23 protein-coding genes are annotated in these 22148 nt (G+C 63.9%); all 23 read left to right on the top strand.

Annotated elements, in window-relative coordinates:
- The first annotated feature begins 86 nt into the window (after positions 1 to 86).
- A complete protein-coding gene (gene rho / locus HMPREF3097_RS03235; protein WP_015381451.1) occupies positions 87 to 1808 on the top strand; it encodes a transcription termination factor Rho in 1722 nt (573 codons plus the stop codon).
- Between the two features lie 62 nt (positions 1809 to 1870).
- Positions 1871 to 2986, top strand: coding sequence for a peptide chain release factor 1 (prfA, locus tag HMPREF3097_RS03230; RefSeq protein ID WP_070760888.1), 1116 nt, complete (start codon positions 1871 to 1873; stop codon positions 2984 to 2986).
- A complete protein-coding gene (locus HMPREF3097_RS03225) occupies positions 2987 to 3997 on the top strand; it encodes a N5-glutamine methyltransferase family protein (RefSeq protein ID WP_070760886.1) in 1011 nt (336 codons plus the stop codon).
- 89 nt (positions 3998 to 4086) lie between these two features.
- Complete coding sequence (locus tag HMPREF3097_RS03220; protein ID WP_070760884.1) at positions 4087 to 4746, top strand: L-threonylcarbamoyladenylate synthase; 660 nt, start codon at positions 4087 to 4089, stop codon at positions 4744 to 4746.
- A 15-nt stretch (positions 4747 to 4761) separates the two neighbouring features.
- Positions 4762 to 5943 carry an MraY family glycosyltransferase gene (locus tag HMPREF3097_RS03215; protein ID WP_070760882.1) on the top strand — a complete coding sequence of 394 codons (1182 nt, stop codon included), beginning with the start codon at positions 4762 to 4764 and terminating at the stop codon, positions 5941 to 5943.
- Positions 5936 to 6448, top strand: a complete 513-nt coding sequence (locus HMPREF3097_RS03210; protein ID WP_070759287.1) for a Cg1360 family ATP-synthase-associated protein — start codon at positions 5936 to 5938, stop codon at positions 6446 to 6448. The genes HMPREF3097_RS03215 and HMPREF3097_RS03210 overlap by 8 nt, the downstream gene beginning before the upstream one ends.
- A gap of 347 nt (positions 6449 to 6795) precedes the next feature.
- Entirely contained in the window at positions 6796 to 7596 is an 801-nt protein-coding gene (atpB, locus tag HMPREF3097_RS03205) for a F0F1 ATP synthase subunit A (protein ID WP_012359961.1), read from the top strand.
- A gap of 100 nt (positions 7597 to 7696) precedes the next feature.
- On the top strand, positions 7697 to 7939 hold the full coding sequence (locus HMPREF3097_RS03200; protein WP_012359962.1) for an ATP synthase F0 subunit C: 243 nt from the start codon (positions 7697 to 7699) through the stop codon (positions 7937 to 7939).
- Positions 7940 to 8087: 148 nt separating this feature from the next.
- Entirely contained in the window at positions 8088 to 8648 is a 561-nt protein-coding gene (locus tag HMPREF3097_RS03195; protein ID WP_012359963.1) for a F0F1 ATP synthase subunit B, read from the top strand.
- Positions 8649 to 8653: 5 nt separating this feature from the next.
- A complete protein-coding gene (locus tag HMPREF3097_RS03190) occupies positions 8654 to 9472 on the top strand; it encodes a F0F1 ATP synthase subunit delta (protein WP_070759371.1) in 819 nt (272 codons plus the stop codon).
- Positions 9473 to 9529: 57 nt separating this feature from the next.
- Entirely contained in the window at positions 9530 to 11167 is a 1638-nt protein-coding gene (gene atpA / locus HMPREF3097_RS03185; protein ID WP_012359965.1) for a F0F1 ATP synthase subunit alpha, read from the top strand.
- 64 nt (positions 11168 to 11231) lie between these two features.
- Entirely contained in the window at positions 11232 to 12209 is a 978-nt protein-coding gene (locus HMPREF3097_RS03180; RefSeq protein ID WP_070760880.1) for a F0F1 ATP synthase subunit gamma, read from the top strand.
- Between the two features lie 2 nt (positions 12210 to 12211).
- Complete coding sequence (atpD, locus tag HMPREF3097_RS03175; protein WP_012359967.1) at positions 12212 to 13660, top strand: F0F1 ATP synthase subunit beta; 1449 nt, start codon at positions 12212 to 12214, stop codon at positions 13658 to 13660.
- 11 nt (positions 13661 to 13671) lie between these two features.
- Complete coding sequence (locus tag HMPREF3097_RS03170) at positions 13672 to 14046, top strand: F0F1 ATP synthase subunit epsilon (RefSeq protein ID WP_070759292.1); 375 nt, start codon at positions 13672 to 13674, stop codon at positions 14044 to 14046.
- 252 nt (positions 14047 to 14298) lie between these two features.
- Positions 14299 to 14730, top strand: coding sequence for a DUF2550 domain-containing protein (locus HMPREF3097_RS03165; RefSeq protein ID WP_141759456.1), 432 nt, complete (start codon positions 14299 to 14301; stop codon positions 14728 to 14730).
- Between the two features lie 48 nt (positions 14731 to 14778).
- Positions 14779 to 14988 carry a hypothetical protein gene (locus HMPREF3097_RS09655; RefSeq protein WP_141759485.1) on the top strand — a complete coding sequence of 70 codons (210 nt, stop codon included), beginning with the start codon at positions 14779 to 14781 and terminating at the stop codon, positions 14986 to 14988.
- A 35-nt stretch (positions 14989 to 15023) separates the two neighbouring features.
- Complete coding sequence (gene nucS, locus HMPREF3097_RS03160) at positions 15024 to 15764, top strand: endonuclease NucS (RefSeq protein WP_070760878.1); 741 nt, start codon at positions 15024 to 15026, stop codon at positions 15762 to 15764.
- A gap of 89 nt (positions 15765 to 15853) precedes the next feature.
- Positions 15854 to 16891, top strand: coding sequence for a tetratricopeptide repeat protein (locus HMPREF3097_RS03155; protein ID WP_246821234.1), 1038 nt, complete (start codon positions 15854 to 15856; stop codon positions 16889 to 16891).
- A 66-nt stretch (positions 16892 to 16957) separates the two neighbouring features.
- Positions 16958 to 17818, top strand: coding sequence for an ABC transporter ATP-binding protein (locus tag HMPREF3097_RS03150; RefSeq protein ID WP_070759297.1), 861 nt, complete (start codon positions 16958 to 16960; stop codon positions 17816 to 17818).
- Positions 17819 to 17868: 50 nt separating this feature from the next.
- Entirely contained in the window at positions 17869 to 18783 is a 915-nt protein-coding gene (locus HMPREF3097_RS03145; protein ID WP_070760874.1) for an NUDIX hydrolase, read from the top strand.
- Positions 18784 to 18790: 7 nt separating this feature from the next.
- Positions 18791 to 20062: a class I SAM-dependent methyltransferase gene (locus tag HMPREF3097_RS03140; RefSeq protein ID WP_070760873.1), complete on the top strand. Its 1272-nt coding sequence runs from the start codon at positions 18791 to 18793 to the stop codon at positions 20060 to 20062.
- A 190-nt stretch (positions 20063 to 20252) separates the two neighbouring features.
- Entirely contained in the window at positions 20253 to 21041 is a 789-nt protein-coding gene (locus HMPREF3097_RS03135) for an electron transfer flavoprotein subunit beta/FixA family protein (protein WP_070759303.1), read from the top strand.
- A gap of 62 nt (positions 21042 to 21103) precedes the next feature.
- A complete protein-coding gene (locus HMPREF3097_RS03130; protein ID WP_070759305.1) occupies positions 21104 to 22054 on the top strand; it encodes an electron transfer flavoprotein subunit alpha/FixB family protein in 951 nt (316 codons plus the stop codon).
- The last annotated feature ends 94 nt before the right edge of the window (positions 22055 to 22148 follow it).

Here is a 22148-nt window from a genome sequence, read left to right as displayed (position 1 = left end):
GCAAATTCTGCGCAGCGCGTGAGATGCACTGGTCAATAGTCCTGGCCGGTGTCGACCAAGGGTGCTGTGCGACGGAAAGGACTTTCGTGAGCTTGTCCGACATCATCGAGCGGGGTCAGGCCAATGGGCTGGCTTCCCTCAAGCTGGCCGAGCTGCGGCAGGTTGCAGCGGCCCAGGGGCTTAAGGGAACGTCGAAACTGCGTAAAGGAGACCTCGTGGCAGCCATCGAGAACGCCGGCAAGGGTGGCGGCGCTGTAGCAAGCGACCGGCCCGAACAGAAGGCCGAGAAGAAGGCTGAGCAGCGCAGCGAGCGCAACGAGCGCGGAGAAGGCAAGCAGGCCGACCGTCGCGATGAGCAGCAGGACGGACACGCATCCTCCAAGGAGCCAGAGAACAACTCCGGCCAGCAGGAGGAGCAGAACTCGGGCAACAATGAGCGGGAGGATCGTCGCAACAACCGTCACAACGATGGCGGCGATAACCACCAGGGACGCCGGCGTCGTAACCGCCGCAACCGTCGCAACCGTCGTGGGGGAGACCGTGGCCACGACCGCAACAACGGGCACCGCAACAATGGTCACGGGGACGGCGGCAACCATGAGGATGGTGGCGAGAACCGCAAGGAGCAACAGGACCACAAGCCGGAGCCGCAGGAGGCCCCGGTCGCGGGCATCCTCGATTTCGCGGATGCCAACACCGCCTTTATCCGCACCACCGGCTATCATGCGGGGCCGACGGACGTGTACGTCCCGATCAACACGGTGCGCAAGTACGGCATGCGCCACGGCGACGCCATCGTCGGCACCATCCGTCCGAACGCAAAGCAGGGCGGTGGCCGCGGCCGCAACCGCCAGAAGTTCACCCCGCTGCACTCCGTAGAGACAGTCAACGGCCTGTCCCCGGAGCAGGCAGCGCAGCGCCCGGACTTCTCCAAGCTGACCCCGCTGTACCCGAATCAGCGCCTGCGCCTGGAGACCACCCCGAAGGTGCTGACCACCCGCGTGATCGACCTGATCATGCCGATCGGTAAGGGGCAGCGCGCGCTCATCGTCTCCCCGCCGAAGGCCGGTAAGACCACGATCCTGCAGGACATCGCCAACGCGATCTCCACCAATAACCCGGAGTGCTACCTCATGGTCGTCCTCGTCGACGAGCGGCCGGAGGAGGTCACGGACATGCAGCGCAGCGTTAACGGCGAGGTCATCGCTTCGACGTTCGACCGCCCGCCGAAGGAGCACACCGCCGTCGCGGAGCTCGCGGTGGAGCGCGCGAAGCGCCTGGTCGAGCAGGGTAAGGACGTCGTTCTCCTGCTCGACTCCATCACCCGACTGGGCCGTGCGTACAACAACTCCTCGCCGGCCTCCGGGCGCATCCTGTCCGGTGGTGTGGACTCCAACGCCCTGTACCCGCCGAAGCGCTTCCTGGGGGCTGCGCGCAACATCGAGCACGGCGGCAGCCTGACCATCATCGCCACCGCGATGGTGGAGACCGGCTCCGCTGGCGACACGGTGATCTTCGAGGAGTTCAAGGGCACCGGTAACGCCGAGCTGAAGCTGGACCGCAAGATCGCCGAGCGCCGCGTGTTCCCGGCCGTGGACGTCAACCCGTCCGGCACCCGCAAGGACGAACTTCTGCTCGGCCCGGACGAGGCACGTGTCATGCACAAGCTGCGCCGCATCCTCTCCGCCCTGGATCCGCAGGCCGCGATCGACCTGCTCATCAAGCAGCTGCGGAAGAACAAGACGAACCGCGACTTCATGATCCAGATCGCCAGCTCCGCCCCGCTCGCGGATGAAGAGGATGACTAGTCCGCACGCCAACCGGCTAGCATTGACCAGTGGACCAGGACTATTAGGAAGAGACTAAAAGCATGTCCAAGGCAGGCAAAGACTCGAGCAAGGATTCCGCGCTCGACCACACCCCGTCGGTGATGGATGACATCCTCTCGGAGTACCAGGGGCTGGAGGCCCAGCTGGCGGACCCGGAGCTGCACAATGACCCGAAGGCGGCGCGCCGGGTCGGCAAGCGTTTCCAGGAGCTCCAGCCGGTGATCCAGACCTACGAGCGGCTGAACACCGCGCGGGAGGATCACGAGGCCGCGGCCGAAATGGCCAGCGAGGATGCGGAGTTCGCTGAGGAGGCCACCCGCCTGGAGGCGGAGATCGAGGAGCTGCAGGAAAAGCTCACCGATCTGCTCGCCCCGCGGGACCCCAAGAACGGCGACGACATCATCATGGAGATCAAGTCCGGCGCCGGTGGCGAGGAGGCGGCCCTCTTCGCTGGAGAGCTGGCGCGCATGTACCAGCGCTACGCGGAGCGTCACGGCTTCGCCACGGAGATCCTGGGCCTCAACGAGACCGACCTGGGCGGGGTCAAGGACATGACCATGTCCATCCGCTCCAAGCAGCCCTCCCGCGACGGTGCATGGGCCGACTTCAAATTCGAGGGAGGCGTCCACCGCGTGCAGCGCGTGCCCGTCACCGAGTCCCAGGGCCGCATCCAGACCTCCGCCGCCGGTGTGCTGGTCTACCCGGAGCCGGACGAGGTCGAGGACGTCCAGATCGACGAGAAGGACATCCGCGTGGACGTCTACCGTTCCTCCGGAAAGGGCGGCCAGGGCGTGAACACCACCGACTCCGCGGTCCGCATCACCCACCTGCCGACCGGCGTGGTCGTGACCTGCCAGAAGGAACGCTCCCAGATCCAGAACCGCGCCCGCGCGATGCAGGTGCTGGCTGCTCGCCTGCAGCAGATGAAGGAAGAAGAGGCCGAGGCGGAGGCAGCGGAGGGCCGCGCGGCACAGATCCGCACCATGGATCGCTCCGAGCGCATCCGCACCTATAACTTCCCGGAGTCGCGCGTCTCCGATCACCGCATCGGTTACAAGGCCAATAACCTGGATTCCGTGCTGGACGGGGACCTGGAGTCCCTCTTCGCGGCTCTGAAGGAAGCCGAGCGCATCGAGCGCCTCGAGGCCGAGGCCTAAATGGCCACCGTCAGCGAGGCGGTGCGCACCGCTGCGCGGCAGTTTTCCGACGCCGGACTGGCGTCTCCGCTCAACGACGCTCGCTGGCTCATGGCTTACGCCCTGGCCGGGGAGGGTAACGCGGATTCGCCGCGCACCCCGGCCGGACTGACCGAAGTCTTCTCAGCCGGTGGCGACCCGGAGCCAGCGATTTTTGCCGAGTGGGTGGCCCGCCGGGCACGTCGTGAGCCCCTGCAGCACATCGTGGGGGCCGCGCCCTTCTTCGGCTACGACCTCTACAGCGACTCTCGCGGCTTCATCCCGCGGCCTGAAACCGAGCTGCTCACCGAGTACGCATTGGGGAAGATCCGTGGCTGGCTTGAGCGCGCCGCCGCCGAGCCAAACCTGCGTCCCGCAGACGGAGTCGTGCGCGTCGTGGACCTGTGCGCCGGTCCCGGCACCATCGGCCTGGCGCTGGCCGCGCAGCTCGCCGAGTTCCTCCGCGGACAGGCTACGTCCAGCCCCGCCGACTACCGCTGGCTCCGCACAATTGAGGTGACCGGCATCGAGCTGGACCCGGCGGCCGTCGAGCTAGGGCAGGAGAATCTCACATACTTCCGCCGGGCGGGTCTGCTCGGCGAGCAGCTGGACGTCCGCCTCGTGGAAGGCGACGTCCGCGACCTCGAACTCCTCGACGCCCTGGGTCTTGCCGGTCGCGCCCAGCTCGTCGTCGCGAACCCGCCCTACGTCCCCAGCGGCAGCCGAACGGACGTCGAGACCGGGGCCGACCCTGCGATTGCCGTCTTCTCCGGCGACGACGGCCTCGAACTCATGCCCCACGTTGCCGCCGCGATCGTGCGCGCCGCCGCCCCCGGGGCGCCAGTCGCCGTCGAACACGACGACGCCACCGGGGATCAGACCCGGGAGATCCTCATTGCCGCGGGACTGAGCGACGTCGAGAAGAAACAAGATTTTGCTGGCCGCGACCGCTTCGTCGTCGGGCGAGCGACTGTGCCACAGGCAAGCCAATAACAGCCACCGCGCGGGCGGCACCGGGCGGGGCACTACACTCAAGAAGAAGAAAACAGCGCACAATTCCCACGTAAGGGAGAAGGAAGCACATGGCCCAGCGAGTAGACGCGACAAACCCCGGAGACCGGGAAGGCGCCATCGTCACAGCGGAGAACGCAGTAAAGGGCGGTCGGTTGATCGTCATGCCGACAGACACGCTCTATGGCATCGGCTGCGATGCCTTCGATAACGCCGCCGTCGAGGCGCTGCTGCAGGCCAAGCACCGCGGCCCGGACATGCCGGTGCCCGTGCTGATCGGTTCTTGGGACACCGTCGAGGGGCTGGTCGCAGAGTTCAGCGCGCACCTGCGCCGGCTGGTCGAGGCATTTTGGCCCGGTGGGCTTTCCCTGGTGGTGTCGCAGGCTCCGAGCCTGCCGTGGAACCTGGGGGACACCCGCGGCACTGTGATGCTGCGGATGCCGAACCACCCGATCGCCATCGACCTGCTACAGCGCACGGGCCCGATGGCGGTCTCCAGCGCGAACGTCTCCGGCCAGCCGCCGGCGACCACCGTGGCCATGGCTGAGGAGCAGCTCGGGGACTCCGTGGCGGTGTACTTGGACGGCGGGGAGGCGACCATCGGGGAGCCCTCCACGATCGTTGACCTGGCTGGCCACCGCCCACGCATCCTGCGCGAGGGCGCGATCAGCGCCGAGCAGATCGGCGAGGTGCTTCAGATGCCAGCCAGCGAGCTGCGCTCGAAGTCCTAAAGGTGGGCTAACAGGATGCTTGTGGCTCAGGGACTCACGCCGGTGGCCGGTGCCGGCGTGCCGCTGCGTGAGCTGGCGCTCGTGCTGCTGGTCGGCTGTACCGTGACCTTCCTGACCACTGGCGGTGTGCGCTACCTCATGGTCCGCTACGGCACCATGGCCATGCCACGGGAGCGCGACGTGCACACGGTTCCCACACCTCGCTTGGGTGGGATAGGGATGTTTACCGGCGTGGTCTTCGCGATCGTCGCCGCAGCACAGCTTCCTGCCTTGAATCGTGGTTTCCCGCCGGTCACACCGGATATGACGGCGGTGCTGGCCTCGACCTTCGTGATCGTCATCATCGGTATCCTCGATGACCTGCGCGACATCGCCTGGTGGGTCAAACTCGGCGGACAGGTCGTGGGGGCGACGCTGATGAGCCTGCTGGGCCTGAGTTGGTATCTGATCTACTGGCCAGGCGGGGAGGGGACCACCCTCATTCTTGACCAAGTCCAGTCCACGATCTTGACCGTTCTTCTCACCGTCACGATCATCAACGCGATGAACTTCGTCGACGGTTTGGATGGGCTGGCCGCCGGGCTGGGGCTGATCGCGGCGGGTACCGTGCTGATTTACTCGCTGACGATCCTGCACGACCAGGGCGGGGCGGTGTCCGCGTACCCGCCGGCGATCATCTCTGCCGTGCTCGCTGGGGTGTGCATGGGCTTTCTGCCGCATAATTTCTCACCCGCGCGGATTTTCATGGGAGACTCCGGGTCCATGCTCATCGGCACGCTGCTCTCGGCCGCCTGCGTGTCGGCCTCCGGACGCATTAACCTTTCGCTCTACGGTGTGGCGGACATGTTCGCGCTGCTGTCTCCCGTGATCGTGGTGCTGGCTGCGCTGTTCATCCCGCTGTTGGATCTCGTGCTCGCTGTGGTGCGGCGCGTGGCGGCTGGCAAGAGCCCGTTCGCGCCGGATAAGAAGCACCTGCATCACCGCCTGCTGCGGCTGGGGCACACCCAAAAGCAGGTTGTCCTGGTGCTTTATACCTGGGTCGGGGTGGCGGCGTTCAGCGCGGTGGGTTCCACGGTCTTGCCAACGAACTTGACCGCGATCCTGGTCGGGGTGCTGCTGCTCGTGGCCGTGGTGAGCACGGCGATCCCATTGTGGAAATCTGGGGAAGCGGAAGATAGAGTAATCCGACGTGAGTGAAGATTTTGCAGGTCACAATGACCGCCAGCCAGACCAGCCCGGGGCAAACGACCCTCAAGCTGCGCAGTCCCCGCTGCCTCCCGTTGAGGACGACCCGGACGTCGGTGATTCCCGCCGTCCGCTGATCCGTGCCGCCCGGGGAGGTCTCATCGCGTTGGCTGCGGTGACGGTGTTCTCGCTGGCCCTGTGGGGCGCGACCCGTGACCTTCCGGGGATCTATGGCGCACTCATCGGCGCGGCTATCGGTGGTGGCTTCCTGCTGATGACGATCGGCGTGGTGCTGGTGACTGCCAACTCCTCCCCGCAGGTCACCCTGGGGGCGGTGCTGGGGTCCTGGCTCCTCAAGGCGGCGCTGCTGCTGGTTGTGTTGATCGTGATTAAAGACAAAACCTTCTATGACAACACTGCACTCGGGGTGACGATCATTCTGGTGCTCGTGGCGATGCTCGGCTCGGAGATCATGGCAATTACACGCACGAAGCTGATGTATATCCCCGAGAAATAGGCCGCGAATCCAGCCGTCGGCACGCGGCGGAAGGGGGCTGTTCGGAACGGTAATCCGGCGCAGCGGGAATAAGCGAAACCCCACAGGTGAATGTGATCACAACCTGTGGGGTTTCGCTTATGGTTTCTTGGGGGTTTCCTGGTAGAGTCGTAGCGGGCCAACTGGGCTGCTGGGCGTTTTGCCACCAAGGCAGCGTAATTCGGCACCGACCCACCCTCATGGACGTGCGACGGAGTCCTGGGGGAGAGGTAATACCAAGAAATAGACCTCCATCGCACCGCCTAACTTTTCTAAAAGTTCACGCGGCCCAATCACGGGAGAGAACGCTGAGTGTAACAACCTTGGCAATGAAGGGTGAGTTTCATCCCCCTTCATTGGAGCACGAATTCTTCCCGGGGCAGGTGGATCCAAATCAGCTGTGGCTGACCGGTTTCGCGGGCGATATCTTCGCCCTCGACCGTCTCATGCTCGTGCGTATCCTGATGATCGCCATCGTGGTGATCTTCTTCCTGATCGCTATGCGCAAGCCGAAGCTGGTTCCCCGCGGTATCCAGAACGTTGGCGAAATCGCTCTGGACTTCGTGCGGATCCACATCGCGGAGGAAATTCTAGGCAAGAAGGAAGGTCGCCGGTTCCTGCCGGTGATTGCGGCAATTTTCTTCACTGTCGTGGCTGCGAACCTGCCGACCCTCATCCCGTTCCTGAACATCTCCCCAAGCGCCCGTGTCGGCCTCCCGCTGGTACTGGCGCTTGTGGCATATGTGGTGTTTATCTACGCGGGTGTGAAGCGTTACGGGTTCGGTAAGTACATGAAGTCCTCGCTGGTCATTCCTGGCCTGCCGACCTTCATCCACTTCATTGTTGTACCGATCGAATTCTTCTCGACCTTCATCCTCCGTCCGGTAACCCTGACCATTCGTCTTATGGCCAACATGCTGGCTGGTCACATCATCCTCGTCATGCTTTTCAGCGCCACGAACTTCTTCTTCTGGCAGCTGAACGGCTGGTCGTTGGTGGCTGGCGGCACGATGGTCTTCGCGATCGCATTCTCGCTCTTCGAGCTCATGATCGTCTTCCTGCAGGCGTACATCTTCGCCCTGCTGACGGCTGTGTACATCGAGCTGAGCTTGCACGCGGACGCACACTAACCCCGGTTAGTAACTCTGAAATCTGAACAACTGAACCGATCGCCACAAACCACCCGCAACAAGCGGGAAGATCGGTCACCAGAAAGGTAATGGAAACCAAATGAACGACATCCTCTTCCTGGCTCAGGACACTGTCACCAAGTTCGAGGGCTTCGGCACCATCGGCTACGGCCTCGCAGCAATCGGTTCTGCAATCGGTGTGGGTAACGTCGCAGGCAAGACCGCTGAGGCTATGGCACGTCAGCCGGAGATGGCTGGCCAGCTGCGCACCACCATGTTCCTGGGTATCGCGTTCGCTGAGGCCCTGGCCCTGATTGGTTTCGTCGCCGGCTTCCTGTTCTAAGACAGTCCGCTCAAGAAGCGGTCGGGGATTGCTCGGGTTCTCAAGGCTCCTCCCCGCGAGGAGCCAGCGAACCGGCACCGATCGTGAGAAAAAGTTTTAAAAACTTAGGACTTTCAAGAACAACGCACTAAAGCGAAAGCTGGAGACTATGACGAACACCTTTTTCTTGGCAGCTGAGACGCTGCCGTTGGAAGAGCCGATTAACCCGCTCATTCCACCGCTTTATGACATCGTCTGGTCCATTATCCCGTTTGCCGTCATCCTGTTTGTCTTCGCGAAGGTCGTCCTTCCGAAGTTCCAGGAAGTGCTGACTCAGCGTGAGGACAAAATCGAGGGTGGCATTCAGCGTGCCGAGGCCGCCAAGGCCGAGGCTCAGGAAGCCCTCGAGAAGTACAACAAGCAGCTCGCAGAGGCACGCACCGAAGCGGCTCAGATCCGTGATGATGCTCGCTCCCAGGGGCAGAAGATCATCGCTGACATGAAGACGCAGGCAACCGAGGAGTCCAACCGCATCGTTGAGGCTGGTAACAAGCAGCTGGAGGCCAACCGCGCTTCCGTCGTTGCTGACCTTCGCAAGGAGATGGGGGAGAACTCCATCAACCTGGCTGAGCGCCTGCTGGGCGAGCAGCTGAACGATGACGTCAAGCGTTCGGGCACCATCGACAACTTCCTCGCCGGGCTGGACAACGTCGGCACCGCTGGGAAGTGATCGGTATGCACGCAGCGAGCCGCGAGGCATTTGAGCGACTCATCAAGACCTTGGACCAGGGTCTGAAGGAGTCTGATAACGCAGTAGGCAACGGAGCAACGACCGGCACCGAGCTTTTCGATGTCGTCGACGTCCTGGATCAGGAGCGCAGCCTGCGCGTCGCAATGGTCGACGCCGCTGCAACCCCGGAACAGCGTGTCGAACTCGTCAAGACCCTGCTGTCCGGCAAGGTCACGGCCTCTACTGAAGAGATCGTGTCCGCTGCGGTATCCCAAAACTGGTCAAACTCGCAGGACTTCCGGACCGGCCTGGAGCGTCTCGGCCGCCGAGCACTGCTTCGTTCGGCTGAGGCCCAGGGCCAGCTCGAGCGCGTCGAGGAAGAGCTGTTCTCCCTCGCCCGCATCCTCGAGCGCGAGTCCGAGCTCGAGCTTCTGCTCTCCGATCGAGCAGCAGCTGTGGACGACCGCCGTGATCTTCTCGCGAAGGTCATCTACGGCAAGGTCTCCTCGGTGACTGAAGCTCTGGCCCTGCAGGCAGTCGGTCGCGCCCGCAAGGCGCCGGTCGAGCTGTTGGATGACCTGTGCCAGGAGGCAGCTTCCCTCAACGGCTACGAGGTCGCGCGCGTTACCAGCGCCGGCCCGCTGTCCGAGGAGCAGAAGGCAAGCCTCTCCGAGAAGTTGCACAAGATTTATGGTCGCAAGATTGCGGTTCACACTGAGGTTGACTCCAGCCTCCTCGGCGGTGCCGTAGTCCGGGTCGGCGACGAAGTGATCGACGGAAGCACAGCTGGCAAGCTGGAGCGCATGCGTCGTTCCCTCGCATAACGACCGACCAAGCGAGAACACGAATTGCTGGAACACGAAACCGAGAGCAGGAAAAACATGGCGGAGCTGACGATCTCCTCCGATGAGATCCGTAGCGCGATTGCGAACTACACCTCGAGCTACTCCCCGGAGGCCTCCCGCGAGGAGGTCGGCGTGGTCACGACGGCAGCCGACGGCATTGCCAACGTGAGCGGCATGCCATCGGTGATGGCTAACGAGCTGCTCGAGTTCCCAGGCGGCGTCATTGGCGTCGCACAGAACCTGGACACCGACTCTGTCGGCGTCGTGGTCCTGGGCAACTACGAGACCCTTAAAGAGGGCGACGAGGTAAAGCGGACCGGAGAAGTCCTTTCCATTCCGGTCGGGGAGAACTTCCTCGGCCGCGTTATCAACCCACTGGGTGAGCCGATCGACGGCCTTGGCGACATCACCGACACGGAGGAGCGCGCACTTGAGCTGCAGGCTCCATCCGTCCTGATGCGTCAGCCAGTGAACGAGCCGATGCAGACCGGCATCAAGGCTATCGACGCAATGACGCCGATCGGCCGCGGTCAGCGCCAGCTGATCATTGGTGACCGTAAGACGGGTAAGACCTCCGTCTGCATCGACACCATCCTCAACCAGCGTGACAACTGGGAGTCCGGCGACCCATCGAAGCAGGTGCGCTGCATCTACGTTGCGATTGGTCAGAAGGGTTCGACCATCGCGTCGATCCGCCAGACCCTGGAAGAGCACGGCGCGCTGGAGTACACCACCATCGTTGCCGCACCGGCATCCGACTCCGCAGGCTTCAAGTGGCTCGCACCGTTCGCAGGTGCAGCCCTCGGCCAGCACTGGATGTACCAGGGCAAGCACGTCCTCGTCATCTACGATGACCTGACCAAGCAGGCTGAGGCCTACCGCGCGATCTCCCTGCTGCTGCGCCGCCCACCGGGCCGCGAGGCATACCCAGGTGACGTGTTCTACCTGCACTCCCGTCTTCTCGAGCGTGCTGCAAAGCTGAACGACGAGCTGGGTGGCGGTTCCCTGACCGCACTGCCGATCATCGAGACGAAGGCAAACGACGTTTCTGCCTTCATTCCGACCAACGTTATTTCCATTACCGACGGTCAGGTCTTCCTTGAGTCTGACCTGTTCAACCAGGGTGTCCGCCCGGCAATTAACGTTGGTGTGTCCGTCTCTCGTGTCGGTGGTGACGCACAGACCAAGGGCATGAAGAAGGTGTCCGGTAACCTGCGTCTGGACCTGGCCGCATACCGCGACCTGGAGGCATTCTCTGCCTTCGCATCCGACCTGGATGACGCTTCCAAGGCTCAGCTGGAGCGCGGTGAGCGCCTCGTCGAGTTGCTGAAGCAGACCGAGCACGCGCCGCAGTCCGTCGAGCACCAGATGATCTCCATCTGGCTGGCCGGCGAGGGCGAGTTCGACGACGTCCCAGTTGAGGATGTCCGTCGCTTCGAGGCTGAGCTGATCGAGCACCTGCGCTCCAACGCATCTGGCGTCTTCGACCAGATCGCTGGCGGCACCCCGTTCACCGAGGAGTCCCAGGCGCAGCTGAAGCAGTCCACCAGCGAGTTCAAGCGTGGTTTCCAGACCACCGACGGCACCCCGATCATCCGGGAGCCGGAGGCTCGCGCCATGGAGCAGGACGAAGTTAAGCAGTCCGAGATCACCGTTACCCGCAAGACCGTTTAAGGCCGCGGAAAGGGATCGACAAAGCACCATGACTAACTACGGACAAGAAGGGAGGCGGTAGCGCATGGCTAATCTTCGCGAACTCAGGTCACGTATCAAGTCCGTGAACTCGACCAAGAAGATCACCAAGGCCCAGGAGCTTATCGCCACCTCGAGGATCACGAAGGCGCAGGCTCGCGTCGACGCTTCGCAGCCTTACGCTCACGAGATCACCAAGGTGATCGAGCGTCTGGCGTCCGCCAGCTCCCTGGATCACAAGATGATCCGGGAGCCGAAGGATGCGAAGCGCGCAGCCATCCTCGTGGTTTCGAGTGACCGTGGCATGTGCGGTGGCTACAACAACAACGTCTTCAAGACCACTGCGGAGCTCCGCAAGCTGCTTGAGGACGAGGGCATGGAAGTTGTTCTCTACATCCTTGGAAACAAGGGCGTGACCTATTACAACTTCCGCAACGAAGACATCAGTGGAGCGTGGACCGGGCACTCTCAGGACCCGGTTTACGCCGAAACCGCGAACCTGCGTAACCACCTGATCGGCGGCTTCCTCGCCGGTTCGGAGGGCACTGTCGACGTCGTCGACGGCGTTAACGCCGAGGGCGACCAGGTGCCGGGCTTCGACGAGGTCCACATGGTTTACACCGAGTTCCACTCGATGCTTTCCCAGGTGCCAAAGGCACACCGCCTACTGCCAATCAAGACTGTCGTCGAAGAGGAGAAGATGGAGCTGGGTTCCGACATGGTGTCGGACTCCGCAGACCAGGTCTCCGCTGAGGTGGATTTCGAACCGGACGCAGACACGCTTCTCGCGAACCTGCTTCCGCAGTACGTATCCCGCGGCATCTTCGCCGCGCTGCTCGAAGCAGCAGCCTCCGAGTCGGCCGCGCGTCGTACCGCTATGAGTGCGGCGACGGACAACGCGAGCGAGCTGGTCGAGAACCTGTCTCGTATCGCAAACCAGGCTCGCCAGGCGCAGATTACCCAGGAAATCACAGAGATCGTCGGTGGCGCGTCTGCGCTCGGCGATAGCGGAGAGAGTGACTAATAATGACTACAGCAATTCAGGAGCAGCAGAACTCTGCTGCACCGACTGCTGCCGGCCGCGTCGTTCGAGTGATCGGCCCGGTTGTCGACGTGGAGTTCCCGCGTGGGCAGCAGCCAGCACTATTCAACGCACTGCACGTCGAGGTTGACCTCGAGGCAGTTGCGAAGACCATTACCCTGGAGGTCGCACAGCACCTGGGTGACAACCTGGTGCGCACCGTCTCCATGGCCCCGACCGACGGCCTGGTCCGCGGTGCAGAGGTCAAGGACACCGGTAAGCCGATCTCCGTGCCAGTCGGCGACGTCGTCAAGGGCCACGTCTTCAACGCCCTGGGCGACTGCCTGGACGAGCCAGGTCTCGGCCGCGACGGCGAGCAGTGGGGCATCCACCGCGAGCCACCGGCATTCGACGAGCTCGAGGGTAAGACCGAGATCCTGGAGACCGGCGTTAAGGTCATCGACCTGCTGACCCCTTACGTCAAGGGTGGCAAGATTGGCCTCTTCGGTGGTGCAGGTGTGGGTAAGACCGTCCTGATTCAGGAGATGATTACCCGTATCGCCCGCGAGTTCTCCGGCACCTCCGTGTTCGCCGGCGTCGGCGAGCGTACCCGTGAGGGTACGGACCTCTTCCTCGAGATGGAGGAGATGGGCGTGCTCCAGGACACCGCCCTGGTGTTCGGCCAGATGGATGAGCCGCCGGGAGTCCGTATGCGCGTGGCTCTGTCCGGTCTGACCATGGCGGAGTACTTCCGCGATGTTCAGGGCCAGGACGTGCTGCTGTTCATCGACAACATCTTCCGTTTCACCCAGGCAGGTTCTGAGGTCTCCACGCTGCTCGGCCGCATGCCGTCCGCAGTGGGTTACCAGCCGACCCTGGCTGACGAGATGGGTGTTCTGCAGGAGCGCATTACCTCCACTAAGGGTAAGTCCATTACCTCCCTGCAGGCTGTCTACGTGCCGGCCGATGACTACACCGACCCGGCACCGGCGACGACCTTCGCCCACCTCGATGCAACCACTGAGCTGGACCGTGCGATCGCTTCCAAGGGTATTTACCCGGCAGTGAACCCGCTGACCTCCACCTCTCGTATCCTCGAGCCGGGCATCGTCGGCGAGAAGCACTACGAGGTTGCACAGCGCGTGATCAACATCCTGCAGAAGAACAAGGAGCTCCAGGACATCATCGCCATCCTCGGTATGGACGAGCTGTCTGAGGAGGACAAGATCACCGTCCAGCGTGCTCGGCGTATCGAGCGCTTCCTGGGCCAGAACTTCTTCGTCGCAGAGAAGTTCACGGGCATCCCGGGCTCCTTCGTTCCACTGGAGGAGACCATCGACGCCTTCGAGCGCATCTGTGATGGTGAGTTCGACGCTTACCCAGAGCAGGCCTTCAACGGCCTGGGTGGTCTGGATGACGTCGAGGCCGCCTACAAGAAGCTCACGGACAAGTAAGAGGAGCACACATGGCTGAGATTGCCGCTGAATTGGTGGCTGTGGAGAAGGCGTTGTGGTCTGGCACCGCAACGGCCGTCATCGCGGAGACCACCGAGGGCGAGATCGGCGTGCTTCCAGGTCACGAGCCACTGCTCGGCCAGCTGGTCGAGAATGGCGTCGTGATCATCCGGACCACTGAGGGTGAGAAGCTGGTGGCCGCGGTACAGGGCGGGTTCCTGTCCGTGTCCACCCAGAAGATCACCGTTCTCGCTGATAGCGCTGTGTGGGCCGATGAGGTCGACCAGGCTGATGCTGAGGCTCGGGTGCGTGAGGCGTCCTCCGAGGAGGAGAAGTCTCGCGCAGAGTCCGAGTTGCGCGCTGTGAAGCGTTCCAAGGAGAAGTAGACCGAGGTTTTCGGACTACCGGCCAAAGGCCACGTCGCGTGGGGTGACCCGCGCGGGGTGGCCTTTGTGCTTTTCGCCCTAAGGATGCGGTTTTCTCCCGCTGAGTGCGGAAGGCAGCCCACCGGTGGGAGGGAATTGTTAATATCCAGGCATGGGGCTAAATTTTGTTTAAGGTATTGCAGCCTTGAAACACTCCTGGTTTTCCTGCCCGCCGGGTTGGCGGGATGATGCGACGGCGAAGAGGCGGAAACGTTGACCACGATTCTTGTGCTTTTGGGAATTGTTCTTCTTCTGCTGCTCGTTGGCGTCATCCTGTGGCGCTTCTTCTACCTGCGGAGCGAGGGCTACCCCGTGCTGCTGCGTGCGCTTCCCGCCGAGGAGGCAAGGCACTGGCGACACGGGGTTTTGGTGTATTCGAGGACCTCGGCTCGGCTGTACAAGTTGCGCAGCCTGCGGCCCGGGTCGGACCTGGTATTGACCCGGTTGGGAACCACCGTGGTGTCCCGTCGGGACATTGTGGATAAGGAGCGCCCCTTCATCGAGGGCTACTGCCACGTGATGAAGATTTCCCACCGTGGCGAGGAGTACGAGATCGCCATCGACGAGCAGGGGGATAACGCCTTCGTCTCCTGGCTGGAGTCCGCGCCTTCAGAGCGCTGGGTGCGCACGACGCGATTCTCTTGAGTCTTCTTATCGTTTTCTACCCCGACCGGGGCTACCCGGGCGGGGTTTTTGCGTTGGCCAAAGAAAACCAAGCTGACCAGCTGCCCACCGCGCCGTCTGGAGAGAAGGGGTAAGACGAATAGCGAGGAGGTCCAGGTGGGTATCGACGTCACCGCCGATAAGACCATCCGCCAGACACTGCCCCTGGGCATCGACCGGCTCTGCGATCGCCGCCTGTACCTCCACCACGGAGTGCTGACCACGACGCCCTACGAATAGCCCATTGCCGCCTGCCGTGGGGTAGCGTTGGAAAAATGCGTCTCATCATCGCCACGTGTGCCGTCGACTACGTCGGTCGACTGGAAGCTCATCTGCCGCGCGCCGATCGCCTGATCATGGTGAAGTCGGACGGTGCGGTCTCCATCCATGCTGATGACCGGGCCTATAAGCCCCTGAACTGGATGACCCCACCCTGCACGACGACGGAATACCGCCGCGCGGAGGTACTCGCCGAGGCCACAGACGGCAAGGCCCCCTTCCTCACACTTCCTGAGCTGGAGGACGAAGACGTCGAGGCCCTGTGGGTCGTCGAGAATCCGAAGGGCGAGCAGCTGCGCATCCAGCTCTTCGCGGTGCACTCCGACCAGAACTTTGACCTCGGCGAAGACCCGGGGCTGCAGAAGGACGGCGTAGAGGCCCACCTCCAGGAGCTGCTGGCCGAGCAGATCGAGATCCTGGGGGAGGGCTACTCCCTGGTGCGCCGTGAGTACCCGACCCCCATCGGGCCGGTGGACATCCTCACCAAGGATGCGACGGGGGCGACCGTCGCTGTGGAGATCAAGCGCCGCGGGAACATCGACGGAGTCGAGCAGCTGACCCGTTACGTCGAGCTGCTCAACCGTGACGAGCTGCTTGCCCCGGTGACTGGTGTCTTCGCCGCCCAGGAGATCAAGCCTCAGGCCCGCACCCTGGCCGAAGACCGGGGAATTCGCTGCGTGACCTTGGACTATGCGGCGATGCGTGGCACCGATGATTCGGAGTTCCGGCTGTTCTAGGCCCCGTTGGTCACGGGTCCGACGTGTCCCAGTCAGCCGGGGGATTGGGCGCGGTCACCCCGCGGTCGGAAGCCGTTACTATGGAGGGCATGACTGTACCGCACGATCCTTCCTCCCAGCCGGCCTCTCGTCCGCAGAGCGGCGCCCCGCAGGCGCAGCCATCCTCCCCTCGGCAGCCGCAGGCGCCGCAGCGTTTTGTTTCGGGGGCGATTGACCTGGGGACGGTGAAGCAGCAGGCCGTGCAGCGCGAGAAGCACGCACAGCAAGCAGCGGAAGCTGGAGTGAGCGTGGACTACGTCGCCCGCTCGGCGGACGTCACCCCGGAATCCTTCGAGCAGGACCTCGTGGTCCGCTCCACCCAGGTTCCGGTGATCCTCCTGGTGGGTAGTGCCCGCTCCGAGGCCAGCGCGGAGCTGAAGAACTTCTTCGCCCGTCTGGTGGAGATGCCGGACGTGCCTCAGGAGCAGCTGAAGTGGGTCTTCCGCTACATCGACGCCGATGCCGTGCCGGAGATGGCCCAGGCGCTCGGGGTACGCGGCGTGCCCACGGTGCTCGCCCTGGTGGCTGGCCGCCCGGCGACGTCCTTCCAGGGCGCCCAGCCGCAGGAGCAGGTGGAGCAGTGGCTGGAGTCGGTGATTCAGGCCGTCGACGGCAAGCTGCCGGGCCTGCCTGCGGATTCGGGCGCCGCCGCCGAGGAGCAGGACTCCCGCCTCGACGAGGCCGCAGCCCTCATCGAGCAGGGGCAGACCCAGGAAGCGATCGCCGCCTACGACGCCATCCTCGCCGACCCGAACACCGACCCCGAGCTCGCGGCGACGGCACGGGCCGCACGGGCCAACGTCATCCTCGCGGAACGCGCCGGGGATCCAGCTGCCGGAGAGCAGGCACTGGAGCAGGTGGCTGCAGACCCCGGCAACGTCGACGCCGCGATGGCCGCCGCCGAGCTGCTCGCCCTGCGCGGTGAGAAGGCCCAGGGCTTCGACGTTCTCGTCACCGCGATGCGCCACACCGCGGGCGAGGAGAAGGACCGCGCGAAGCAGCAGCTGCTGCAGCTCTTCGAGCTTTATGATGCCGCCGATCCGGAGGTCATCGCGGCCCGCACGAACATGGCCAGCGCCCTGTTCTAGAACCGCGGTTATCCGCCGGAGTAACCCGATCCGATCCCACGAGCCCCTGAGGTAACGAGAACTACCATGCAACGCAATGTCATTTCCACCCCGGAAACCCAGCCGGCGGCGCCGGAGGACCTGATCCTGGACATGCGCGGTGTATCGCTGCGCCGGGGCGGCAACGAGATCCTGCACGAGCTGGACTGGCAGGTCGAGCTTGACGAGCGCTGGGTCATCATGGGGCCCAACGGCGCCGGGAAGACCTCCCTGATGCGACTGGCCAGCGCGCAGCTTTTCCCGACGACCGGCACTGTGGACATCATCGGCGAACGATTGGGCTCCTCCGACGTCCGCGACATCCGCACCGCCGTCGGAATGTCCAGCTCTGCCCTGGCTCACCGTATCCCGGACGACGAGGTGGTCTCGGACATCGTCATCTCCGCGGGCTACGACGTCATGGGCCGGTGGCGGGAGGCCTACGACGAGATGGACTACGAGCAGGCCGTCAACACCCTCGAGGTCGTGGGGGCGTATCACCTGGCCGACCGCACGTGGGGCACGCTGTCTGAGGGAGAGCGCAAGCGCACCCTCATCGCGCGCGCCTTGATGACCGACCCGGAGCTGTTGCTGCTCGATGAGCCGGGTGCCGGGCTGGACCTCGGTGGCCGCGAAGATCTGATCGAGCTGCTCAGCCAGATCGCGATGGATCCGGACTCCCCGGCGACCGTGTTGGTCACCCACCACGTGGAGGAGATCCCGCCGGGATTCACCCACGGGATGCTGCTGGACGAAGGCCACATCGTGGCCCAGGGCCTGTTGACCGACATCATGACCAGCGAGAACCTCACCAAGGCCTACCACCAGCCCATCGAGGTTAAGCAGGAGGACGGCCGCTGGTTCGCCCGCCGTCTTCGTCGCGGTGGAGCCCACCGGGCGCGGGATTAGCTAGAGTCTTTTAAGTACCGATTTAGGTGGAAAGCGAGGTCCGGCTCGAGATGGGATTTGCAGAGCAGTTGGGTCCGGTAGAGCCACGGCATGCCTCCACGGTCATTCTGCTGCGTGACACGCTATCCGGCCCGGAGGTCTACGTGCAGGAGCGCGCGTCAACCATGGCGTTCTGCGCGGAGATGACTGTCTTCCCGGGTGGTGGGGTGGATGCTCGCGATATGCCCGGTGACGTCGACGGCGACGGGGTGGACTCGCCCGATGTGCGCTGGTCCGGCCCGGACGTTCGTTGGTGGGCCCACCGTCTGCGCAAGGATCCCGCGATTGCCCGCGCCCTCGTGTGTGCCGCGGTGCGCGAGACCTTCGAGGAGGCAGGCACGCTCCTGGCCTCCAATGAGGACGGAGATATTGTCGCGGACACCACGCGCTTCCAGCACGAGCGCCAGGAGCTGGAGAATCACCTACTCCCGTTTTCTACGTTCATGGACCGGCACAAGCTGATCCTGCGGGCCGATCTGCTGCGCCCCTGGGCGAATTGGGTGACCCCAGAGGGGCAGCCGATCCGCTACGACACGGCATTTTTCGTCGCCCGTCTGCCGGAGGGGCAGGACACGACCGGGGACACGCGGGAGGCCACGTCCACGGGCTGGTTCCGCCCGTCAACGCTGCTCGACGGGTGGCGTTCCCGGAAGATTAGCCTGATGCCCCCGACGTGGGCGCAGCTGAAGCTGCTGAGCACCTTCCGCACGGTCGACGAGGTCATGGACTTCTCGTCGGGACTTTCGGTGGACCCCGTGCTGGACGAGCCGATCGACGAGCCCTATATGGCCGAGTACTACCTCATGGAATCCAAGATGTACGGTCGCCCGAAGCGCGTCTTCGCCCCGGGGATGAAGTTTGCGGTGGACCCGGCGGAGCTGCCGGAGCACCCGTTCGAGCACCGTCCGGGCTCCTACCTGCAGTAGGTCGCGGTTGTCTTTTAGCTTTGAGGAGCTTCAGTGGCTCCAGTCCTCTCCCGACGCCGGCACCGCCATCGCGCAGGCCGGCGAGCTTGAGCTCAGCCAGCGCAGCGTGGTGTCCGATATGGCAGCGTTGCGCAAAGCCTGGGGTGACAACGCCCGGGCGGTGGCCGAGCTGGTCGAAGCCCGCCGGATTGTGGCGGTGAAGCTACCTGGGGAACTCGCGGCCGGGTGGTGGACCGATAAGGATGCTGCCCAGCAGTCCACCCCGTTGGCCGTGGCGCGGTTCCGTGCTCGGCACCTCGCAGCACTGGGGGTGGCGGTGGCGCGCGACGTCACCTGCTCGGTGGGGACCGAGCTTGTGGCGTTTAAGGAGGCCGGGCTGGCGTGCAGCGGCTCCGATATTGATCCGGTTCGGGTGGAGATGGCTCGCACAAACTGCCCGGCGGTCGAGGTGCGGGTGGCCGATGCTCTCGAGCCCTGGGGAGGGACACCGGGGGAGAAGCCGGTGATCCTTGCGGACCCGGCTCGGCGCAACTCCTCGGGGCGGATTCACCGGCTCGAGGACATGCAGCCCCCGGTTAGCGGTCTGGTCGCGACCTATCCTGGCCACGAGTTGATGGTGAAACTCGCCCCGGGAGTGGACTTCGCCGAGCTCGAGGACTGGGCCGGCCAGGTGGATGTCATCAGCGTGGACGGGCAAGCCAAGGAGGCCTGTGCCTTAACCGCCGGGCTGGTGTCCCCGGAAGCCCGGGATAGCGAGGGGTTGGCGCGCCGGGCTGTGGTGATCAGCACCAGCAGTCAGGGGGACAGCGTGGACGCCCTGGCCAGCTGGGAGCCGGAGCTGTCAGAAGACGACGTCGCAGCACGCGCGGGGCAGCCTGGCCGGTACATCATGGAACCGGATGCAGCGTTCATTCGCGCTGGGCTGGTGCGCCACTTCGCGGCCCGGGAGGGGCTGTGGTTGGTGGACCCGAACCTGGCTTATGTCACGGGGGACCACATCCCGGCGGGCATGCGGGCCTTCGAGGTGTTGGATGCCGTGCCTGTCAAGCAGTTGCGCAAGGCTTTGCAGCAACGAGGAGTCGGCAAGCTGGAGATCCTCGTGCGCGGGGCGGATATCAATCCCGACCAGCTGCGCGCGAAGCTGAAGCTGAAGGGCAAGGGCGAGGCGACGGTCGTCATCGCGCGGCTGGGGGAGCGGAACTCGACGCAGCGCGGGGGCGGGGTGAGCAGCGGGGTGGTGGCCTATATCTGCCGCGCGGTAGCCCCCGACAAGCGCTAATTCTGCGAATTCGCTGCCGGTTGGCGCAAAGCGCGGGCGCGGGGTGTGCCGGTTGGGTAGAACGGACGGTGACACGCCCAGCCCGCATGGCGGGGTGGTTCTAGAAAAATATTAATGTGTTGTGGCGAAGCTCACGTTTTTCAAGCTAAGCTGAACTGGAAACTAACACGCAATCACGAAAGGCCAACGCATGTCGAACATCGTTGTTCTGGTTAAGCAGGTGCCGGATACGTACTCCGAGCGCAAGCTCCGTGAGGACGACTTCCGTCTGGACCGTGACAGCGCCGACGCTGTTCTCGATGAGATCAACGAGAACGCTGTCGAGGCTGCACTCCAGCTGAAGGAAGCAGACTCCTCCCGCAACGTCATCGTGCTCTCCGTGGGTCCGACCCGCGCGACCGAGGCGCTGCGCAAGGCACTGTCCCTGGGCTGCGACGAGGCAATCCTGGTCACCGATGAGGGCCTCGAGGGCTCCGACGTCCTGGGTACCGCCTGGACGCTGAGCAACGCGCTCAACCAGATCGAGGACATTGAGCTCATCATCGCTGGTAACGCATCCACCGACGGTGTTGCGGGCGCTATCCCGGGCCTGCTGGCCGAGTACCGTCAGATCCCGGCTCTGACCCACATGGAGGAGCTGGCTGTCGAGGGCGGCACCGTCACCGGTAAGCGCGTCACCGAGGAGGGCATCTTCGGCCTCGAGGCGCCGACCCCGGCCATCGTCTCCGTCACGGAGAAGGCCAACACCCCGCGCTTCGCCGTCTTCAAGGGCATCATGGCCGCGAAGAAGAAGGAGATCAAGGAGCTCAGCCTCTCCGACATCGGTGTCGATCCGGCGAACGTCGGCGGCGGCAACGCAACCTCTTCGGTCGCTGGCGTCACGCCGAAGCCACCGAAGTCTGCCGGTGAGAAGATCACCGATGAGGGCGACGGCGGCAAGAAGCTCGTCGAGTTCCTCGCTAAGGAAAAGCTGATCTAGCTCACCGCTTTTCACGTTCCATAACCCGACATTCCCTGCCACATTAGGAAAGAGGAAAATCCATGACCAACGTATTGGTACTGGTTGATCACGTTGAAGGTGAGCTGCAGAACTCCACTCGCGAGCTCATCACCGCTGGTCGCGTATTCGGCCAGGTCGGCGCCGTCGTTGTTGGCAAGCCGGGCACCGCTGAGGGCCTGAAGTCCGAGCTGGCTGCTGCTGGCGCGGAGACCATCTACGCTGCCGAGTCCGACGAGGCTGACTCCCTGCTCATCACCCCGTCCGTCGACGCCCTCTCCGGGCTCGCCGCTCACCTGCAGGTTCCGGTCCTGGTCTCTGCGTCCGCTACCGGCAACGAGGTTGCTGGCCGCGTGTCCGCACGCGTGGGCTCCGGTGCGGTCTACGGCATCACCGAGATCGACGCCGAGCGCAACGCTAAGAAGCCGGTCTTCGGTGGCGAGTACATCGTCGACTCCGGTGCCGCAGGCGTGGCCCCGGTCTTCACCTGGCAGGCCGGCTCCATCGATCCGGAGCCGCAGGACGCTGCCGGTGAGATCCAGGCAGTCGAGCTGCCGGGCGCTGGCCCGACCGCTGTGAAGATCACCAGCTTCGCTCCGGCTGAGGCCGGCGACCGTCCGGACCTGGCTGAGGCGAAGATCGTCGTCTCCGGTGGTCGTGGCGTGGGCGGCTCCGAGGGCTTCACCGACGTTGTCGAGCCACTGGCCGACGCGCTCGGCGGTGCCGTTGGTGCATCCCGTGCCGCAGTCGACGCGGACTACTACCCGGGCAAGTTCCAGGTCGGCCAGACCGGTGTCACCGTGTCCCCGAACCTGTACATCGCACTGGGCATTTCCGGTGCTATCCAGCACAAGGCTGGTATGCAGACCTCCAAGACCATCGTTGCGGTCAACAAGGATGACGAGGCATCGATCTTCGAGATCGCAGACTTCGGTATCGTTGGTGACCTCTTCGACGTTGCCCCGCAGGCAACCGAGGAGATCAAGAACCGTTAAGGTTCCCGAATCCAATCAGCTGCCCTGAGCGCAGCTAAAAATTAAAAGTCGGTGTTTCCCGTCATGGCGGAGCACCGGCTTTTTTTATATCCGT

The sequence above is a fragment of the Corynebacterium sp. HMSC27B11 genome (assembly GCF_001815985.1).
In the GTDB taxonomy this organism is placed as follows: Bacteria; Actinomycetota; Actinomycetes; order Mycobacteriales; family Mycobacteriaceae; genus Corynebacterium.
This window is presented reverse-complemented; position numbering and strand designations above follow the sequence as displayed.

Excerpts from the sequence above, each read along its gene's own strand:
- HMPREF3097_RS03180 (WP_070760880.1), top strand. The coding sequence starts at position 11,232 with ATGGCTAATCTTCGCGAACTCAGGTCACGTATCAAGTCCGTGAACTCG.
- atpA (WP_012359965.1), top strand. The coding sequence starts at position 9,530 with ATGGCGGAGCTGACGATCTCCTCCGATGAGATCCGTAGCGCGATTGCG.
- nucS (WP_070760878.1), top strand. The coding sequence starts at position 15,024 with ATGCGTCTCATCATCGCCACGTGTGCCGTCGACTACGTCGGTCGACTG.
- HMPREF3097_RS03215 (WP_070760882.1), top strand. The coding sequence starts at position 4,762 with ATGCTTGTGGCTCAGGGACTCACGCCGGTGGCCGGTGCCGGCGTGCCG.
- HMPREF3097_RS03225 (WP_070760886.1), top strand. The coding sequence starts at position 2,987 with ATGGCCACCGTCAGCGAGGCGGTGCGCACCGCTGCGCGGCAGTTTTCC.
- HMPREF3097_RS03195 (WP_012359963.1), top strand. The coding sequence starts at position 8,088 with ATGACGAACACCTTTTTCTTGGCAGCTGAGACGCTGCCGTTGGAAGAG.
- prfA (WP_070760888.1), top strand. The coding sequence starts at position 1,871 with ATGTCCAAGGCAGGCAAAGACTCGAGCAAGGATTCCGCGCTCGACCAC.
- HMPREF3097_RS03170 (WP_070759292.1), top strand. The coding sequence starts at position 13,672 with ATGGCTGAGATTGCCGCTGAATTGGTGGCTGTGGAGAAGGCGTTGTGG.
- HMPREF3097_RS03130 (WP_070759305.1), top strand. The coding sequence starts at position 21,104 with ATGACCAACGTATTGGTACTGGTTGATCACGTTGAAGGTGAGCTGCAG.
- HMPREF3097_RS03145 (WP_070760874.1), top strand. The coding sequence starts at position 17,869 with ATGGGATTTGCAGAGCAGTTGGGTCCGGTAGAGCCACGGCATGCCTCC.
- HMPREF3097_RS03220 (WP_070760884.1), top strand. The coding sequence starts at position 4,087 with ATGGCCCAGCGAGTAGACGCGACAAACCCCGGAGACCGGGAAGGCGCC.
- atpB (WP_012359961.1), top strand. The coding sequence starts at position 6,796 with ATGAAGGGTGAGTTTCATCCCCCTTCATTGGAGCACGAATTCTTCCCG.
- atpD (WP_012359967.1), top strand. The coding sequence starts at position 12,212 with ATGACTACAGCAATTCAGGAGCAGCAGAACTCTGCTGCACCGACTGCT.
- HMPREF3097_RS03190 (WP_070759371.1), top strand. The coding sequence starts at position 8,654 with ATGCACGCAGCGAGCCGCGAGGCATTTGAGCGACTCATCAAGACCTTG.
- HMPREF3097_RS03155 (WP_246821234.1), top strand. The coding sequence starts at position 15,854 with ATGACTGTACCGCACGATCCTTCCTCCCAGCCGGCCTCTCGTCCGCAG.
- HMPREF3097_RS03135 (WP_070759303.1), top strand. The coding sequence starts at position 20,253 with ATGTCGAACATCGTTGTTCTGGTTAAGCAGGTGCCGGATACGTACTCC.
- HMPREF3097_RS03150 (WP_070759297.1), top strand. The coding sequence starts at position 16,958 with ATGCAACGCAATGTCATTTCCACCCCGGAAACCCAGCCGGCGGCGCCG.
- HMPREF3097_RS03200 (WP_012359962.1), top strand. The coding sequence starts at position 7,697 with ATGAACGACATCCTCTTCCTGGCTCAGGACACTGTCACCAAGTTCGAG.